This window comes from Humidesulfovibrio sp., assembly GCF_030689645.1.
Lineage (GTDB): Bacteria > Desulfobacterota > Desulfovibrionia > Desulfovibrionales > Desulfovibrionaceae > Humidesulfovibrio.
In genome coordinates this window covers 25,735-43,937 of record NZ_JAUYFU010000026.1, presented here as the reverse complement: position 1 = coordinate 43,937, position 18,203 = coordinate 25,735, and the positions used below count along the sequence as shown (strand labels likewise).

Genomic DNA, 18,203 nt, shown 5'->3' with positions numbered 1-18,203 from the left:
GCGAGGGAATACCTGGCGCATGATTCTTCACCACGCGCGTCATGCCATGGCTGCCCTTCACCCGGCCGAGCGCATGGCCTGGGCCAGTTTGGCCGCGTGCAGGCCCACGATGAGGTGCAGCACTCCGGGCGCGGCCTGCATTACGGCGGCCACTCCGGCGTTTCCAGCGGCTTGCTGGTCGAAGTGGGCCGCGTCGGTCAGCTCCACGCGCAGGCGGGTGGCCGCGACAGGTGAGAGACTGCGGATATTGGTGCTGCCGCCCAGGGCTGCCAGGATGCGCGCCGCCGTTTCCGTCAGTTGCGGGTCCAGGGCTCCAGCAGCATCGGCTGCCGCAACCTTGGGGGCAGCTGAAGGCGCCGGGCCGCCGGATGCCAGTCCTGCGGGGCCATCGGCCTCTGCCCCGGCGTGTTGCAGGTACTCCTGCATGTCGGTCTTGAAGTTCTCCGACAGCGGGCCGAAGATGGCCTGCACCGCATCGCCCACCATCATCACCCCGGCTGCGCCAAGCTGCTTCAGGCGCTTCTGGTCCACGCGGGCCGGGTCGGCGACCTCAACCCGCAGCCGCGTGATGCAGGCGTCCAGGCTCACGATGTTTTTGCGCCCGCCAAAGGCCAGCACCAGGTCCAGGGCGCGCCCGCCCGCGCCAGGGGCTGGCTCTGCCGCTGCGCCACCGTCGGCGGCTTCAACGTCTTCGCGGCCCGGAGTCTTGAGATTCAGCCAGGAGATGGCTGCGCGGAACACGCCGTAGTACACCCCCGCGTAGACCGGACCAAGCACCAACACCAGCCACCACTTCTGGGCGAAGCGGCCCAAAGCGTTGAACACCACGAAATCGATGCCGCCCTGGGAGAAAGTGAAGCCCATGTGCATGCCCAGCGTGTTGGCCACGAATTGCGTGCTGGCGGCCAGCAGCGCATGCAGGAAATACAGCACCGGGGCCACGAACAGGAAAGAGAACTCAATGGGCTCGGTGATGCCGGTGAGCAGCGAGGTGAGCGCGGCGGAGAGCATCAAACCGCCCACAGCCACGCGCCGTTCGGGCCGGGCCGCGTGCCACATGGCGATGGCCGCGGCAGGCAGGCCGAACATCTTGAACAGGAAGGCTCCGGCCAGGATGCCTGCCGTGGGGTCGCCCGCGAAGAAACGGTTGATGTCGCCGTGGACCACAACGCCGGAAGCGTCGGTGTAGCTGCCCATCTCAAAAAAGAAGGGCACGTTCCAGATGTGGTGCAGGCCGAAGGGGATGAGCAGGCGTTCCACAAAGCCGTACAAGGAGGCCGCCGTGCGCGGGTCGCTCACAGCCGCCCAGTGCGAAAAGGCGTTGATTGCGTTCTGGACCGGCGGCCAGACCACGGAGAGCGCTATGCCGAGCAGGATGGCCGCCAGGGCCGTGATGATGGGCACAAAGCGCTTGCCTGCGAAGAAGGCGAAGTATGTCGGCAGATTGATGTGATAGAAGCGCTTGAACATGGCTGCGGCCAGCCCGCCGGCCAGAATGCCGCCGAAGACTCCTGTCTGGATGCTCTTGATGCCCATGATGGTGGAGGTTTCCGCTCCCCACACCTTCGCCATGACGCCGAGGGTGGCCAGCAGCACCACGTAGCCGATGGCCGCGGCGATGGCCGAGACGCCGTCGTTCTCCGTGAAGCCGAGGGCAACGCCGATGGCGAAGATCAGGGGCAGGTTGCCGAAGATCACGTCGCCGGAATTCTTCATCAAGGCGGAGACCAGGGGCGGCATCCATTCGAAGTTCGCCGCGCCGATGCCCAGGAGCAGGCCCGCCACAGGCAGCACCGCCACGGGCAGCATGAGCGCCTTGCCGATTTTTTGCAGGGAAGAGAAAGCTGACTTCAGCATCTTCGGCTCCTGTGGGGTTACTGCGGCAGGGCGGCCAGCCGGGCGCGGACCTCGGCTGCTGTGGACAGGGCCAGCACCTCTTGGGCCAGCTCCCGGCACTGGGCCAGGGTGTGGCGGCCAACTGCCGCCTTCACCGCCGGGATTGCAGGCACGGAGACGGACAGCTCGTCCACCCCCAGGCCGATGAGCACGGGCACGGCGGCCACGTCCGAGGCCACGCCGCCGCATACTCCGGTCCACTTGCCGTGCTTGCGCGCGGCCTGCGCCGTCATGCCGATGAGCCGCAGCACAGCCGGGTGCAGGGCGTCGGCCTTTTGGGCGAGCTTTGGGTGGCCGCGGTCCATGGCCAGGGTGTACTGGGTCAGGTCGTTGGAGCCGATGGAGAAGAAGTCCGCCTCCGGGGCGATGGCCTCGGCCAGCAGCGCAGCGGAGGGCACCTCGATCATCACCCCCACCTTCACCGGAGCTTCCAGGCCCAGGGCGGCCCGTTCCTCATCCAGATGGCGCCTGGCCTCGCGCAGCTCATCCACCCCGGCGATCATGGGGAACATGATGTGCAGGCCGCACAGGGGGGCGGTGCGCAGGATGGCGCGCAACTGGGTGCGGAACAGGTCCGGGTGCTCCAGGCTCACCCGGATTCCCCGGATGCCCAGGAAAGGGTTGTCCTCGCGCGGGAGAGGCAAGTAGGAAAGGGGCTTGTCGCCGCCGACGTCCAGGGTGCGGATGACCACGCGGCGGTCGGGGCCGAAGGCGCGGGCCACCTCGGCATAGGCGGCGAACTGCTCTTCTTCGTCCGGGGCGCTGTCGCGCTTGTCGAACAAAAATTCCGAACGCAAAAGGCCCACGCCTTCGCCCCCGGCGGCTGCGGCGTCCTGCGCTTCCTGGCCGTTGCGCACGTTGGCCGCCACCTCCACGCGGTGCCCGTCCGCCGTGCGGGCGTCGGCCCCGGCTGCGGCCAGCTCGGCCTCGCGCCGGGCGGACTGCTCGGCCATACGCGACTGCGCCTGGGCCAGTTCGGCCTCGTTCGGATCGCGTTTGAGCACGCCCGCGCTGCCGTCCAGCACCACCAGGGTGCCGTCGGGCAGGTCCAGGGCGGCTTCGTCGATGCCGCAGATGGCTGGGATGCCGAGGGAGCGCGCCAGGATGGCTACATGGCTGGTGCCGCCGCCGGTGGCGGTGCAGAACCCCAGCACCTTGGTGCGGTCCAGGGCGGCGGTGTCCGACGGGCTGAGCTCATGCGCGATGAGGATGGTCTCCGGCTGGGTGATGGCCAGGGCCGGAGCCGCGCCAGCCAGCAGGCCCAGGACGCGGCGGCCCACGTCGCGGATGTCGCCAGCGCGCTCGCGCAGCAACGGATTATCCAGTCCTTCCAGCTGGGAGGCATAGGCAGTGTACGCCTCGCGCCAGGCGAAGCCCGCGCTTTTGCCGTTCTCCAGCCGTGCCGTGGCCCTGCCGGTCAGGTCGGGGTCGTCCAAAAGTTCGTGGTGCGCGCCAAGAATCTGCGCGCGCGGGGAATTTCCGGCCTGGCGGCGCAGGTCATCCACCTGTAGGCGCGCAGCGCGCAGCGCCTGCTCCAGCCGGTCCAGCTCCTTCACAAGGCCTTCGCCCTGTTCCAGCACTTCGATGTCGCCCTGGCGGTATTGCAGCACCCGGCCCACGGCCAGGCCAGGGGAGGCCGAAACCCCTGCGAACTCCCCCTCGGCAAGGCTTGCCGGACGAGGTGCGGCAGCCTTTGGCGCAGGCGGCGCGGCCTGGGCCGGAGCGTCTTCGGCCTTTTCGCCGCAGCCATCGGCCAGAAGCTGGGACAGCGCGTCCATGGCCCTTGCGGCATCGGGTCCTGTGGCCCTGATGCGCACGGCTTCATCCTTGCGCAGCGACAGGCCCAGGATGGCCACGATGCTCTTGGCGTTCGCCTCGTCGGTGCCGCGGATGAGCCGGATGTCCGCGTTGTAGGTCTTGGCCTGGGCGGCCAGGATGGCGGCGGGCCGGGCGTGCATGCCCACAGGGTTGGGGATCGCCACTGGCTCGGAGAGGACGCCCTCGGCCTGAGCCAGGGGTGCGTTCGCCTTGCTGACTTCTGCTTGGACCGCCTGCGGTGCAAGCTCGATGGTCAGGACCACATCCTGCCCTGCGCGCACAAGGCCCGAGGCCGGAACCAGCCCCAGAACGCCTTCCATGTTCGCCACCACGATCTGCGTGAGCAGGCTTTTGGCCTTGCCTGCCACAAGGTCGGCGTCGAAGGATAGGACAGGCTGGCCGACAAGCACCGTGTCGCCCTTGGCCACCCTGGGGGTGAAGCCCGCCCCGCGCAGCAGCACAGTGTCGATGCCCACATGGATCAGCACATCCACCCCGTCCCCGGTGATGGTCAGGGCGTGGTGGGACTCGTGCAACTGCGTCACCACGCCGGAAAGCGGAGCGAGGACCTCTGCGGAGGTGGGGTCCATGGACACGCCGTCGCCTACCATCTTCTGGGCGAACACAGGGTCTGGAACTGTGGAAAGGGGCACAAGGATGCCGGACAGCGGCGCAAGAATTTCCAGACGGCGTGTGGCGGTGGGCATCAGCGCTCCTCCAGAAGAGTATAGGGAACCACGCATGTGGCTAGGGGCAAGGCACTACGTACAGTGCATTTTTTGTTTTGCCAATAAGCTTGGACGAACGACGGCAGTTCGGCAGAGGCTCGCGTCTCCGATTGCGGGGTTGCGCCGGGCGATGCCTGTGAGTTATGGTCCATCGCAAGGTGGGCGTGTTGCCCTCCTGTGCCAACAAGCCGTAATGTTAGCCATAATCATCTCCGGAGGAGCCGCATGCGCTCGAAACGCCTGTTCACCACCTTTCTGTCCCTGGTCATGCTGTCCCTGTTCTCGCTGACCCTGTGCGGGTTGGCCCTGGCGGCTTCACCAGCTCAGGCTTCGGCCAAGAAAACCCGTATAGCCTTCGTGCTGCTGGAGTCCATCAATGACCAGGGCTGGAACGAGGCCCATTACGACGGCATCCAGCACCTGAAGAAGACTCTGGGCGGACAGGTTGAGGTGGCCTACACCGAGAACGTGCAGTCCCCGGCCGAGGCCGAGCGCGTGATGCGCGACTATGCGCGTCAGGGCTACGACCTCATTTTCGGCACCACCTTCATGTACATGGAGCCCATGTATGCAGTGGCGGCCGAATATCCCAACGTGAAGTTCATGCACTGCTCCGGCTTCAAGACCCGGCCCAACTTGGGCACCTACATGGTGCGCATCGAGCAGGGCGAATACCTGGCGGGCTATCTGGCCGGGCTTATGGGCTACAGGAACGTGGGCACCGTTGCCACCCAGCCCATTGCGGAAGTGGTGCGCGGCATCAACGCCTTCACCCTGGGGCTGACGCGCGGTCTTGTGGAGTCGCGCACCTCCTTCGACGCTGGCAAGGTCAACACCGTGGTGTGGCTCAAATCCTGGCGCGACGCCAAGAACGAGACCGCCCAGGCTCTGGCTCTGGTTGAAGGCAAGCACGACCTCATCCGCGAGATGGCCGACACCTCGGAGTCCTCCCGCGCCGCCTGCGCCAAGGGCGTGCCCGCCATCGGCTACGGCACCGACTCGCTCAAGTATGGCGCGCCTTGCACCCTGACCTCCACCACTTTCAACTGGGGGCCGGTGTATGTGGATATCGTCAAGAAGGTTCGGGCCGGAACCTGGCGAAACGACCAGGTGTTCACCGGTTTCGAGGCGGGCGGCGTGGCCCTGGCGCCCTTTGGCAAGGCCGTGCCTAAGACCGTGGCGAGCAAGGTCCTGGCGCTCAAGGCCCAGATGGTCAAGGGACAGGACATGAGTTTTGCCGGTCCAATTCGGGATCAGTCCGGCGTGGAGCGCGTGAAGCAGGGCGGAAAGGCCACGGACGCGGAGCTGCTGTCCATGGGCTGGTTCGTCCAGGGCGTTTCCGGCAGCCTGCCGCAGTAGGCCCGCGCTCTTCCACAGACTTCAGGCCAAGGGGCCGGGGCGCACCCGGTCCCTTGCGCAGATCTCCGCAGCCTGTCAGGCCTTGGGGGTGCGCTGGCCGGACAGGCCGCGCATGCTGAGGGCGATGCGGCCGCGCTGCATGTCGATCTCCGTCACGCGCACCAGCACCTCCCGCCCCACGCTCACCACTTCCGCCGGGTCGGACACGAAGCGGTCGGCCAGTTGGCTCACATGCACCATGCCGTCGCGGTGCACGCCGATGTCCACAAAAGCCCCGAATTTGGTCACGTTGGTCACGATGCCGGGCAGCTCCATGCCAGGGCTCAAATCCTCGATGCGGTTGACCCCTTCGGCAAAGGCGAAGGCGCTGAAGCCAGCGCGGGGGTCGCGGCCCGGCTTTTCCAGCTCGGCCATGATGTCGCTCAGGGTGGGCAGGCCGACGTCCTCGGCCACGTAATCCGCAAGCCGCACGCGGGCGCGGACGGAGGCGTCGGCGAGCAGCTCCGGCACGGCGCACTTGGCGTCCTTGGCCATGCGCTTCACCAGGGCGTAGCGCTCCGGGTGCACGGCGCTTGAGTCCAGGGGCTCGCCGCCGCGCACGCGCAGGAACCCGGCGGCCTGCTCGTAAGCCTTGGGTCCAAGGCGCTTGACCTTGCGCAGGGCGTCGCGGCTGGGGAAGGGGCCGTTTTCAGTGCGGTGCTCCACCACGTTCTTGGCCAGGGCCGGTCCAAGGCCGGACACAAAGGCCAGCAGCTCCTGGCTGGCCGTGTTCACATCTACGCCCACGGCGTTGACGCAGCTCATGACCACGTCATCGAGTGATTTGCGCAGGTCCGCCTGGTCCACGTCGTGCTGGTACTGGCCCACGCCGATGCTCTTGGGGTCGAGCTTCACCAGCTCGGCCAGGGGGTCCATGAGCCTGCGGCCAATGCTCACAGCGCCGCGCACGGTGAGGTCAAGGTCCGGGAACTCGCGCCGGGCGATCTCCGAGGCGGAGTAGATGGAGGCTCCGGCCTCGTTCACCAGGACCACGGGAATTCCGAGGTTCAACTCGCGCACGAAGGCTTCTGTCTCGCGTCCGGCTGTGCCGTTGCCGATGCCGATGGCCTCGACCTTGTGTTTGGCGCACAACTCCTTGAGCGTGGCGGCCGCGGACTCGCGCTGGCCTGCGGAAGTGGTCGGGTAGATGGTTGTGTGGTGCAACAATGTGCCCTGAGCGTCCAGCACAGTCAGCTTGGCCCCGGTGCGGAAGCCGGGGTCCAGGGCCAGCACGCGCTTCTGGCCCAGGGGCGGGGCGAGCAACAATCCCCGGAGGTTGGCGGCAAAAACGCGGATGGCTTCAGCGTCGGCGCGGGCCTTGACCTCGGCGCGCAGCTCGTTCTCCAGCGACGGCGCGAGAAGCCGCTTGCAGCCGTCGGCCAGGGCGGCTTCGACTTCCAGGGCATCTGGTCCGCGCCCGCGCACATAGGCGCGCCTGGCCAGCTCGAAGATTTCATCCTCTTGCGGGCGCAAGGAAAGTGACAGGAAGCCCTCGGCCTCGCCGCGGAACATTGCCAGGGCGCGGTGGCCGGGAATGGCGCGCAGGGGTTCGTCCCAGGCGAACCAGTCGCGGAAGGTGGCCCCGGCCTGCTCCTTGCCCTTGACCACCTTGGACTGAAACCTGCCGCGCCGGGAAAACAGCTCGCGCACGCTTGCGCGCAGGCGCGGCTCCTCGGCCATGGCTTCGGCCAGGATGTCGCGCGCACCGGCTAGGGCTGCGGCACCGTCCGGCACGCCCTTGGCCTCGTCCACAAAGGGCCGGGCCAGGGTCTTGGGGTCGCGGCCCTGCTGGGCCATGAGCGCCTTGGCCAGGGGCTCCAGGCCTTTTTCCCGCGCCATCATGGCCCGCGTGCGCCGCTTGGGCCGGAAGGGCAGATAGATGTCCTCCAGCCGGGCCTTGTCAGGGGCCTTGTCCACGGCGGCCTTCAGCTCGGCGGTGAGCAGGCCTCGCTCGTCCAGGGACGCCAGAATGGCCTCGCGGCGCTTGTCCAGCTCGGCCAGGTCTCCCAGCCGGTCGCGGATGGCGGCCACGACAACCTCGTCCAGGGAGCCTGTGGCCTCTTTGCGATAGCGGGCGATGAAGGGAACTGTGGCGCCTTCGTCGACCAGCCGGGCCACGGCGACCACCTGGGGCAGGGATAGCGACAGCTCCCCGGCGATGCGGGGGCAATGGGTTTCATTCACTGGGTGCTTCCTTGAGTTAAAAACAGCGAGCGGCGTATCTCGGGGCCGCACAGGCCATGCGGCCAAGGGCTTGGGATAGCCGGGCGCCTCGCATTGCGCAAGGGCAACGGCAAGGCAGGCGGCACACTCGCGCCGAGGCGGGGCCTGCTCTGCCGGGCTCGGGCAGGGCGGATTGGGATTCCTTCAGGCAGTTTACAGGGCGCGTTTAAGGATTTCCATAAGCTGCCGCATGGGAACAGGCTTGTCCGCCACCTCGCGGATGCCCAGCCGTTTGGCCTTCTTCCGAAGGGTCGCATCGGGATTGCCAGCGCAAAGGACCACAGGCAGGCCTGGACGCAGGGCCAGAACGCTTTGCGCAAGATCAAGGCCGGACATGTTGGGCATGGCCTGGTCTATGAGCAGAAGGTCGAAGGCCTCCGGGGCCGCGCGGAAGACTTGCAGCGCCTCTTCGCCGCTCGCGGCGGAGGTCACCCTGTAGCCGCGTGTGGACAGCGCCTGCTGCGTCACGGTCAAAAGGGCCTGCTCGTCATCCACCAGCAGGATGGAGGGTTGTCCGCCCGGCAAGGGCTCTTCCTCGTTTTCCTGCCCAGCCCCGACGTCTGTGACCTGCGGCAGATAGACATGCAGGGTCGCACCTTCTCCGGGCGCGCTCTCGGCGGTGATGGTCCCGCCATAGCGCCGCACGATTCCGTGGGCCACGGCCAACCCCATGCCCGTTCCTTGCCCGGGGCGCTTGGTGGTGAAGAAGGGGTCGAAGATGCGGTGGGTGACGTCCGGCGGGATTCCTGGCCCGCTGTCGTTCACGCGCAGGTGGACGTACGTTCCCGGAGTCAGGTTCGTGAGCTTCGGGGGCCGTTCCGCACCCAGGCAGATTTCGTCGAGGCCCAGTTCGAGCGTGCCCCCGGTCTCGCGCATGGCTTGCAGTGCGTTGGTGCAGAGGTTCAGCACCACCTGGTGGACCAGCGACGGGTCTGCGAGCACCTGATCGGACTTGACGTCAAACATGCGCCGGACGGAGATGTGCCCAGGCATGGTTTCCATCAGGTGTTGCAGAACCTCCTCGACCAGAGGGGTGAGCCGCATGGGCGTATTGCGGCTCACGCTCTGGCGGCTGAAGGTCAGAATCTGCCGGATAAGCTCCTTGCCCCTGGTTCCGGCGCGCAGGATCTCGTTGAGCCTGCGCTCCTGAGGTCCGCCCTTGGCGTGGACCTGCATCAGCTCCGCATAGCCCAGAATGACACCCAGAATTGTGTTGAAGTCGTGCGCGATTCCGCCTGCGAGGGTGCCGAGGGCCTCCAGCCTGCGCGACTGTTCGAGCTGCTGCTCAAGGAGCTTCCAGCGGGATATGTCGTGGCCCACGACGATGGTGCCGTTGCGCACCCCGTCCGCATCCAGAAAGGGGGAGACGGCGATGAGAAAATGCCCCCCCCAGCGGGGAATGTGCATCTCCTGCGAGGCGTTCACCTCCGCCAGGCACATCTCGCGCAGCCGGGCGCTGGCTCCATCCTCCGTGCCCGCAAGCTGCTCCAGGCTATGCCCCAGCAGTTCGCGCGGGTGCGTTCCGAGCCGGTCGCCCAGGGTCATGTTCAGTCTTCGGGCACAGAGGGAGAGGTCGAGGATGAGGATGCAGTCCGGGACGAGGTCGAAGGTGCGCTCCCATTCCTGCTTGGCGCGCAGAATGCTCTGCTCCATGCGAAGGTCGTCCTCGCGCGAGGGGCGCGGGAGCAGGCACATCCTGCCTGTGGCAGCTGATTTCTTCGTCATGGCTTGGCCTCCTCGATATGTGCGGGGGCGTGTGCCCCGGGCCACGCGCGAGGCTACCATGCTTGTGGCTGGCGAAACAAGTGCCCGGTGGCTTCGGCCTGAACTTACTGCCCCATGCGGCTGAACACTTGCATGAGCTGGATGGCCGCCGGACCCATGATGACCACGAGCAGGGCCGGGAAGATGCACACGATGAGCGGGAACATGAGCTTGGTAGGCAGCTTGGCGGCCATCTCCTCGGCGCGCTGGAAGCGGCCGGTGCGCAGGGTCTCCGAATACACGCGCAGCGTCCGGGCCACGCTGATGCCGAACAGGTCCGCCTGGATGAGCAGGGTCACCAGGCTCTGCACATCCTCCAGCCCGGTGCGTTCCGCCAGGTCCTTGAGGCTTTGCTGGCGCTGACGCCCTGCGCGCATCTCCAAGGTCATGGTGCGCAGTTCGCCGCAGATGCCCGGGGCCGTGGACATCAACTCTTCACTCACCCGGTGTATGGCCTGGTCGAGTCCCATGCCGGACTCCACGCAGACCACGAGCAGGTCCAGGGCGTCCGGCAGTTCGCACAGCAGCTGGTTCCGGCGCTCGGCCACCTTGCTGCGCAGCCAGGCGTTGGGCAGGTAGTTGCCTGCAAGGGCCAGGGCCAGAGCGCCGATGACCATGACCTGGGTGCTGGGCGTCTTGGGCAGCAAAAGCGCCACGCCGAGGAAGAGAACTGGCGGCGCCAGGGCTAGAACAGCCTTGGACCCGTGGAAGATCAATGCGGCGTTTTGCTTGCGCAGGCCCGCGCGCATGAGGCTCTGCCGCACCTGGTCGACGTCCTCCTGTCCCTTGGGGCCCAGGAAACGCCCGAGTCCCTGAAACAGCCTTTGCACGCGCTGTGACATTTGCGTCATCGGGGCCGGGTGGCCGGTTTGGTACAGGGAACCGCCGCCAAGGCGGGCGATCTTGCCCTGAAGCTGCGCGCTGTGCGCGCTGCCGCGCCGGGCGTTGCGCAGGCCCAGGGCCAAAAGCAGCACTGCCGCGAAGGCCAGGGTGGAGGCGGCGAAGGGGATGAGCGTACCGGCGTTCATAGAGCCTCCTAGATTCGGAAGTTGACCATCTTGCGGATGCACAGGGTGCCGATGGCCATGAGCACCAGGTTTGCGGCGATCAGCATCCGGCCCAGGGGCTCGGTGAACAGCAGCGACATGTAGTCCGGGTTGATCAGGTAGATGACGAAAGCGATGGCGAAGGGCATGGCCAGAAGCACCATGGCCGAGAGCCTGCCCTCGGCGGAAAGGATGCGGACCCGGCCAAGCAGCTTGAAGCGTTCGCGGATGAGGCTGGCGGTGTTGCCGACGATCTCAGACAGGTTGCCGCCCGTTTCGCGCTGGATGTTCACCGAAACCACGAAGAACCGCAAATCCGGGCAGTCCACGCGGCTCAGCATGCTTTCCAGGGCCTTTCCCGTGTCCACGCCGAAATTGATCTCGTCCAGGGTGATGCCGAACTCCGGTCCGATGGGGTCGGGGAACTCGTCTGCCACCATGCGCATGCCGCCGGAGAACGTGTTGCCGGCCTTGAGCGCGCGGGCGATGAGATCCAGGGCGTCGGGCAGTTGGCGCCCGAAGGCCGCCATGCGCTTGGCCCGCTGCCTACGCACCCGCAGGAAGGGCGCGGGGCACAGGGCCAGGCCGCCGATGATTCCGGCCAGAATCGAGCCGGTGATGAGCTGGATGAGGGCCAGGGTGACGCAGAAGATCAGCGCCGCCGCGAGGATGTAAACCCCGGCGAATCCCTTGATGCCGGCCTGGCGCAGGGACTTGTCGAAGGCGCGCGTCCAGTTGAGCCCGGACAGGAAGCGGTGGAGCCAGGGCACCTCACTGTAGACGGTGCGGCGGACGATGTCCTGGGTCGAAACATCCGGGCCAGCCATGGCCAGGGCAGCGAGTCTGGAGTCCACGCGCTGGCGGCGTTCGGTGGAGCCAGACTGGGCCACGCCGAGCAGGAACAGGCACAGGAGAAGAACGGCCAGGGTGGCGAGAACGGCGATGAGCAGAGGCATGGCCGCCTCCTTATGAGGCCCCGCCAAGGGGGGTGAAGAGGTGCTGGTCCAGGGTGACGCCATGGGCCGCCAGCCGGTCGGAGAACTTGGGCCGGATCCCGCGCGACACGAACCGCCCCTGGACCTTGCCCTGGCTGTCCAGGCCGGACTGCTCGTAGGCGAAGATCTCCTGCATGGTGATCATCTCGCCTTCCATTCCAGTGATCTCCTGGAAGCTTATGACCTTGCGCGTCCCGTCCATGAGGCGGGAGACCTGGATGATGACGTCGATGGCCGAGCTTATGTAGCGCTTGAGCGACACGTCCGAGATGTTCAGCCCCGACATGGCGACCATGGTCTCCAGGCGCATGAGGGCGTCGCGGGGGGTGTTGGCGTGGATGGTGGCCAGCGATCCGTCGTGACCGGTGTTCATGGCCTGGAGCATGTCCAGGGCCTCGGCCCCGCGCACTTCGCCGATGATGATGCGGTCCGGCCGCATGCGCAGGCAGTTCTTGACCAGCTCGCGCTGGGTCACTTCTCCGCGTCCTTCGATGTTCATGGGCCTGGTTTCCAGGCGAACCACATGGGCCTGCTTGAGCTGAAGCTCCGCAGCGTCCTCGATGGTGACGATGCGCTCCTCCTCGGGGATGAAGCGCGAAAGCACGTTGAGCATGGTGGTCTTGCCGGAGCCGGTTCCGCCGGAGATGAGCACGTTCAGGCTGCAGCGCACGATGCCTTGCAGAACCTCGCCCACGTGGGGGGGCAGAGCGCCGAAGCGGATCAGGTCGTCCAGCTCCAGCGGGTCCTTGGAGAACTTGCGGATGGAAAGGGCCGGGCCGTCGATGGCCAGCGGCGGGATGATGGCGTTGACGCGGGAGCCGTCGGCCAGGCGCGCGTCCACCATGGGCGAGGATTCGTCCACCCGGCGGCCCACGCGGGACACGATGCGGTCGATGATCTTGCGAAGGTGGTCGTCATCCTTGAACCGGGCATCCGCCCGCTCCAGAATGCCCCGGCGCTCGACGTAGATGTTGCGGTAGCCGTTGACCAGGATGTCGTTGACCGTGGGGTCCTTGATGAACGGCTCCAAAGGCCCCAGGCCCAGCACCTCGTCCTGGATCTCGCGCAGCAGCGTCTTGCGCTCCGAGGCGTTGAGCGGTTCCTGGGCGAATTCATCCCACAGGATGCGTTCCACCACCCGGGCGACTTCCTGGTGCATCTCGTCCGGTGAGAGCGTGTCGAGCAGGGCCAGGTCCAGCACGTCGATGAGCCGGTCGTGGATGCGGTTCTTGATCTCGTGGTATTGGTCTGCTGCCGGGGTTTGGCGCGTTTCCGCGCGCACGGGCGCGGGGGTGGGCATGGGGTCCGTGGCCAGCGGGATGCTTCGAGGCGTGGCGCTTCTTTGAAGTCGTGCAGCAAGGTCCATGGCGCACCTCATCCGTTGCGCCGGGCGAGATTGAAGCCCAGCGGCATGTTGCGTAGCCGTGACCAGAGGGAACCGAAGCTGTCGGGCTCTGCCGGGGTGCTCTTCGCCAGGTCGCGCGCAATGGCCGCAACGCCTCTGGCGATGTCCGACCTTGGGTCTGTTTCCGCCAGGGTCTTGCCCTGGTTGATGGCTGTGAGCGCGGTCTTGTAGTCGTTCAGCACGGACCAGGAAACGCTGGTCCTGAGGATGCCCTCGGCCTCGCCAATGCCGATGTCCGAGTCGGAGGCCTTGCGGTTGGCCACGAGCCGGATCTTGGCCGCCAGTTCAGGCTGGCTGGAGCGCACGGCCTCCAGAAAACGCTTGGCGCGCGCAAGGCAAGGCAGGGAAAGATCAAGCACCAGCAGCACTTCGTCCGCCAGTTCCAGAGCCTCCAGGGCCGCGTCGTCCTGCCCGGTGCCCGCGTCGATGACCACAAAGGCGTACATGCCGCGCATGAGCGCGAGGATCTGGCGCAGCACCGCCGGGTTCATGGTCGGTTCAGCGCTGTATCCGGGTGCGGCGAGCACGGCCAGGCCGGAGTGGTGGCGGGCCATGACGCTCTCCAGATAGGTGGCGTCAAGGCGGCTCATGTTGGCCGCCACATCGGCCCAGGTGTAGGCGTGGTCCAAGTCCAGAAAAATCGGGGCGTCTCCCTGGGGCTGCGCCAGGTCGATGAGGGCTGTGGGTGCGGCGCACAGCCTGTGCATGCCGTCGGCCAAGTTCACGGCGATTGTCGTGGTGCCCACGCCGCCCTTGGAGCCGAGCACGAGGATGGTGCGCCCGCTTTGGGCTTCGGCGGCGGCGAGGGGCTTGCCGCTGCGGGAGCGCAGGCGCTCCAGAGCCGTTGTCAGACCGGCCGGTTGCAGGGGCTCTGGCAGGTATTCGCCAATGCCTGCGTGCATGGCCGCCAGCAGCATTTCCGGGCTCGGGGCCGGGCCGACCAGGATGATCTGGCGCGCACGGCCTTCCTGCAGCATGCGCCCGGCCAGGGCGATGTCCGCCAGGGCGTCCGGGCCGATGGGCAGGAGCACAGCGTCGGCCCTTGGCGCGGCGGCGGGCTGCAGCACCTCGATGCTGGAATTGCTGCCAATGGCCGCGGCAAGCTCGTTCCGCAGGCTTTCGCTGGTGGTCTGGATGACGACTGTCGCCTTTTGCGCTGCCATGGCTGCCTCCCTTGTTCCTACTTGCCAGCGCCGCGGCTGGAGTCCTCGATGAGCCTGGCCACGGAGAGCATGCCGTTGCCTGTTCCCGTGTCCTTGGGCGAATGCGGAACGGTCTTGATGAATCTGCCTGTCACATCGCCCTTGTTGTCGATGCCTTCGATGAACACCGCGCCGAGCTGGTGCACGGTGACGTAGCTGCGGCCTGATATCGGCGGCTCCGCCGGGTTGTAGAAGGGGATGAGCACCACGCGGGGGCTCAGTTGCGGATCCTTGTACGAGCTGCCCTTGATGGAGCGTGTGCCGGTGTCCCAATAGGCTCCGGGATCCTGGGCCAGCAGATCGTCCATGCCTTGCCGGGTGGGGCCTGTCATGTTGCCGGGCTCGGTCTGCAGCCTGTCTCCAGGTTCGACAACCGTCACGTTCGAGCCCTCGCACCCGGCGATGTTGGTCCTGTATTCCGAAGCGCCGGAGACGGGAGCACCCTTGTCCAGCGGCGGGTAGGTGATGGCGTTGTATTGGCTGGGCACGATGGTGTACTGGGGGTCGCCCACCTTCAGGAGCACCTGGGTGCCAAGATCGGCTGCGCCATAACCCTGCACCTGAATCGAGCCCATCTCAGCCGCACTGGCCACATCAAGCACGCCATTGCCGGAATAGCCGGAGTTCGCCGTGTCCGCGTGGTCGTTCCAGGTGAACTTGGTGGCCACGGACCAGGGCTTGAGGCACTTGCTGGACGCTGCGTTGATGACGCCAGCCCGCGCCGAGGCCGAAAGATCCGCCTGATTGACGTTCACGGCCCGTCCGAAGAACAGGTTCACGGGGTTGCTGCGGGACTTGGCGCGGCGCACGGTGACCTCCACCTGGTTGGGCGACTGGGTGTCGGGCGCGCCGTTCTTGTAGAAAATTATGTCCGCTTCCTGGACGGCCACGGTCGGGGCGTCCTGGCTGTCCAGATTTCTGCGGGCATAGTCCAGCATCAGGGCCCGAACCTTGGTCAGGTCGTTGCCGTAGGAGATGAGGCCATTGGCTCCGGCCATGGCTGCGGCGTCCGCGGATGTCTGCAGGCTGCTGCGGCGCACATGCATGGACGCCATGTCCACCGCCAGCGCGGCTATGCCCGCCAGGGCGACGAGGAGCAGCGCCATGATGACGCCGGTCACTCCCCGCTCATCGCGGTACAGATTGCGCAAAGTGTTCGCATTCATTGCGTGCCTCCTGGCTATTCGTGCCGGGCGATGGCCGCGGCGCTTATCCCCTGCGGAAACAGGGCGCCCCACGAAACCAGCGCGTAGCTGGTCAGGTCGTAGCTCACGGTCACCTTCATGGCTTCACCTCTGGTCGAGGTCAGCAGGGGCGGGCTGGTGCTCACCGTGACCTTGGCGGCGTCGAGACCGGCCTGGCTTACATAGTTGCGCACCGTCTGCGAGGGGTCTGCGCCGCGGGCGGCCATGAAGGCTCCCTCGTGGGCGGCGCGTGAAATGGTGTGGTCAACGCTCAGGTAGCGGCTGAAGTCCACCATCCCAAGGAGCAGGGGCATGAGCACAAGAGCCACGCCCAGCGCGAACTCCAGAGTCGCGGACCCGTTTTGGCTGTTGCGGTTGTCGTTCATGGCGAGCCTCCTTAGGGCTGGTGGATCATCACCGAGGTGGCGGAGATGGTCCGATGGCCCAGGATGTCAGGGGAGATCTGGGACAGGGTCAGAAAATCGAAGCCGACGCTCACGGTGACGCTGACCGGCTGGTTTGCTGCTCTCTGCCCGATCTGCACCGTGGGGACGGCGCTGATGCCGCCGTTGCGCACGCGGTTTACGGCGCAGGCGGTGACGGCGCTGTCGGCGGGTTCGAACAGGACGGCCAGGCGTGCTGCCTCGGCTGAGGCAGAGCTGACAACTGTATGGGTCCAATAATACCTGCTGATGTCGATGAAGGCCAAAACAAGGACCATCAGGATCGGCAGCAGAAACGCGGCCTCGACCGAGATGTTGCCTGCCTGGGCGCTGCGGTGCGTGTGTGGTTGTTGAGAGGACATCACTTTCCCCCCTTTGTGACGACGATGGTGTCAATGGCCTTGGCCGTGTCCTGTCTGGCGTCCGGTGTGGAACTCTTGCGGTAGGCGTCCATGGCGCCCTGGACGTACGCGCCGTCCAGGCCCGTCACAGGCTCAAGGCTGGCCGGTGCCGGGTCGAGCTTCTGGTTCTCCACCGCCATTCGCACAGAGAGTCCCCACGTGTCCGCCAGGGGCGGCCTTTCGGCGGCGCAGCCAGCGGCGAGAGCCGTCAGCAGGGCCAGGATGAGAGCGGTGCGCATGTTCATGGTCAACACTCCTTGGCTACTGAGCCTGCGGCGCGGCTGTTTCAGCGCTGCCGCCGGTGCGGGAAGACGTGTCGTTCTTGCTGGGCGCGGGCCGCTGGCTGGGCTTTTGCCCTGCGTCGGCCTTGCCTTCCATCTCGCCCTTGCCGAAAAACTCGGAGGGGGTGGGCTCGCGGAACCCGTCCGTGGGCAGCGTCTGCTGGGCCATGTCCAGGGGCTTCACCAGGTGCGGGGTGACGATGATCACCAGTTCGGTCTCGTTCTTGCGGTACTCGCTGCTGCGGAACAGCGCTCCGAGAACCGGCAGGTCGCCCAGGCCGGGGTACTTGTTGATGGACTCGCGGGAGGTGTCCTTGATGAGCCCGGCGATGGCGAAGCTCTGGCCGTTCCCCAGTTCGATGGTGGTGCTTACCCGGCGGGTGGTCAGGCCGGGGATTTGCCAGCTGTTGATGGTGACGCCGAGGGAGCTGTCCAGCTCTGAGACCTCGGGGTTCACCTGGATGCTGATGCGGCCCGAATCAAGCACGATGGGCGTGAAGTTGAGGCCCACGCCGAAGGGCTTGTACTCGATGGCCACGGTGCCCAGGCCCTGGGGGATGGGGATGGGGATTTCGCCGCCGGCCAGGAAGCTGGCCGACTTTCCGGAAAGGCAGATGAGATTCGGCTCGGCCAGCACCTTGACCAGTCCGTTGGCCTTCAGGGCGTCGATGAAGGCTGTGAGCGATGCGGAGCTGCCGAGGTTGGGCGTGACGATGGCCCCGATGTTGTCCGTGGGGGTCATGACGCCGCCGGAGAGCTTGGTGAGCCCGCCGAGCATGGACTGGACGGCGTTGCCGCCGGTCATGAGGTTGAAATTGATGCCGAAGCGCTGGAGCACCGTGCGGCTCATCTCGGCGATGCGAACCTCGAGCATGACCTGCTGCACGCCGCCGACGCTCATGAGGTTCTGCACCTTGCCCGGGGTCACGGTTTCGGCGAGGGAGACTGCCGCCGCCATGCGGGTGGCGCTGGACACATGGCCCGAAAGGATGATGTTGCGGCCGCTGCTGGATACGCGGATGCCGCGCTCGTTGGGCAGCACGGTGAAGATCATGTTCTTGAGCTGCGACTGGTCGGGCGTGACATTCAGGTCGTACACGGCCATGACTGCGTCGCCCGGCCCCCAGAGGGTCAGGTTCGTTGCGCCGGGAGCCTTGCCAGTCAGGTACACTTGGCGCTGGGAGAGCAGGAGCACATCGACGGAATCGGGCGAGGCCAGGGAGATCCGGCGGATGTCCTGGTCGCTGGTCAGAACGATGGACTTGCCGACCGTGAGCTCCAGGGGCGGATTGGTCTGGCTTATGTTGACCTTGGCGGCCTGCGCCTGGGGAGGCGGCTGCGCCAGAGCCTGGCCCGCAAGAACCAGGGATATGAGTGCTGCTGCGAGAATGCTCGACGTGGCGTTCATGATGCGACCTG

Annotated in this window: 14 protein-coding genes; 1 reads left to right on the top strand and 13 read right to left on the bottom strand. The window is 66.5% G+C overall.

Going from position 1 to position 18,203, the window contains the following annotated elements; genetic code table 11:
* Window positions 1-57 precede the first annotated feature (57 nt).
* Together ptsG and ptsP are read right to left on the bottom strand one after the other, a co-directional pair.
* Complete coding sequence (ptsG, locus tag Q8O35_RS04490; RefSeq protein WP_305571057.1) at window positions 58-1,857, bottom strand: PTS glucose transporter subunit IIBC; 1,800 nt, start codon at window positions 1,855-1,857, stop codon at window positions 58-60.
* 17 nt (window positions 1,858-1,874) lie between these two features.
* Entirely contained in the window at window positions 1,875-4,421 is a 2,547-nt protein-coding gene (ptsP, locus tag Q8O35_RS04485; protein ID WP_305571055.1) for a phosphoenolpyruvate--protein phosphotransferase, read from the bottom strand.
* 246 nt (window positions 4,422-4,667) lie between these two features.
* Here ptsP and Q8O35_RS04480 point away from each other — a divergent pair, with 246 nt between their 5' ends.
* Complete coding sequence (locus tag Q8O35_RS04480) at window positions 4,668-5,801, top strand: BMP family ABC transporter substrate-binding protein (RefSeq protein WP_305571052.1); 1,134 nt, start codon at window positions 4,668-4,670, stop codon at window positions 5,799-5,801.
* A 75-nt stretch (window positions 5,802-5,876) separates the two neighbouring features.
* Here the strand turns inward: Q8O35_RS04480 and Q8O35_RS04475 are convergent, their stop codons facing one another.
* The 11 genes from Q8O35_RS04475 to Q8O35_RS04425 form a co-directional block, all read right to left on the bottom strand.
* Window positions 5,877-8,024 (bottom strand): Tex family protein, encoded by a 2,148-nt coding sequence (locus Q8O35_RS04475; protein ID WP_305571050.1) that lies wholly within the window; start codon window positions 8,022-8,024, stop codon window positions 5,877-5,879.
* A 192-nt stretch (window positions 8,025-8,216) separates the two neighbouring features.
* The gene (locus tag Q8O35_RS04470) at window positions 8,217-9,788 is read right to left on the bottom strand and encodes an ATP-binding protein (RefSeq protein WP_305571048.1); all 1,572 of its coding nucleotides are present in this window, start codon (window positions 9,786-9,788) and stop codon (window positions 8,217-8,219) included.
* 104 nt (window positions 9,789-9,892) lie between these two features.
* A complete protein-coding gene (locus Q8O35_RS04465) occupies window positions 9,893-10,855 on the bottom strand; it encodes a type II secretion system F family protein (RefSeq protein WP_305571046.1) in 963 nt (320 codons plus the stop codon).
* 8 nt (window positions 10,856-10,863) lie between these two features.
* On the bottom strand, window positions 10,864-11,829 hold the full coding sequence (locus Q8O35_RS04460) for a type II secretion system F family protein (RefSeq protein ID WP_305571044.1): 966 nt from the start codon (window positions 11,827-11,829) through the stop codon (window positions 10,864-10,866).
* Window positions 11,830-11,839: 10 nt separating this feature from the next.
* Window positions 11,840-13,234 (bottom strand): CpaF family protein, encoded by a 1,395-nt coding sequence (locus Q8O35_RS04455; protein WP_305571041.1) that lies wholly within the window; start codon window positions 13,232-13,234, stop codon window positions 11,840-11,842.
* Window positions 13,235-13,242: 8 nt separating this feature from the next.
* Window positions 13,243-14,436, bottom strand: coding sequence for an AAA family ATPase (locus Q8O35_RS04450; RefSeq protein WP_305571039.1), 1,194 nt, complete (start codon window positions 14,434-14,436; stop codon window positions 13,243-13,245).
* Window positions 14,437-14,453: 17 nt separating this feature from the next.
* Window positions 14,454-15,641, bottom strand: a complete 1,188-nt coding sequence (locus Q8O35_RS04445; RefSeq protein WP_305571037.1) for a pilus assembly protein TadG-related protein — start codon at window positions 15,639-15,641, stop codon at window positions 14,454-14,456.
* A 14-nt stretch (window positions 15,642-15,655) separates the two neighbouring features.
* Entirely contained in the window at window positions 15,656-16,045 is a 390-nt protein-coding gene (locus Q8O35_RS04440; protein WP_305571034.1) for a TadE family protein, read from the bottom strand.
* 11 nt (window positions 16,046-16,056) lie between these two features.
* Complete coding sequence (locus tag Q8O35_RS04435) at window positions 16,057-16,464, bottom strand: TadE/TadG family type IV pilus assembly protein (protein ID WP_305571032.1); 408 nt, start codon at window positions 16,462-16,464, stop codon at window positions 16,057-16,059.
* A complete protein-coding gene (locus Q8O35_RS04430) occupies window positions 16,464-16,748 on the bottom strand; it encodes a hypothetical protein (RefSeq protein ID WP_305571030.1) in 285 nt (94 codons plus the stop codon). Before Q8O35_RS04430 ends, Q8O35_RS04435 begins: the two co-directional genes overlap by 1 nt.
* Window positions 16,749-16,764: 16 nt before the next feature.
* Complete coding sequence (locus Q8O35_RS04425) at window positions 16,765-18,192, bottom strand: type II and III secretion system protein family protein (protein WP_305571028.1); 1,428 nt, start codon at window positions 18,190-18,192, stop codon at window positions 16,765-16,767.
* Between the last annotated feature and the right edge of the window lie 11 nt (window positions 18,193-18,203).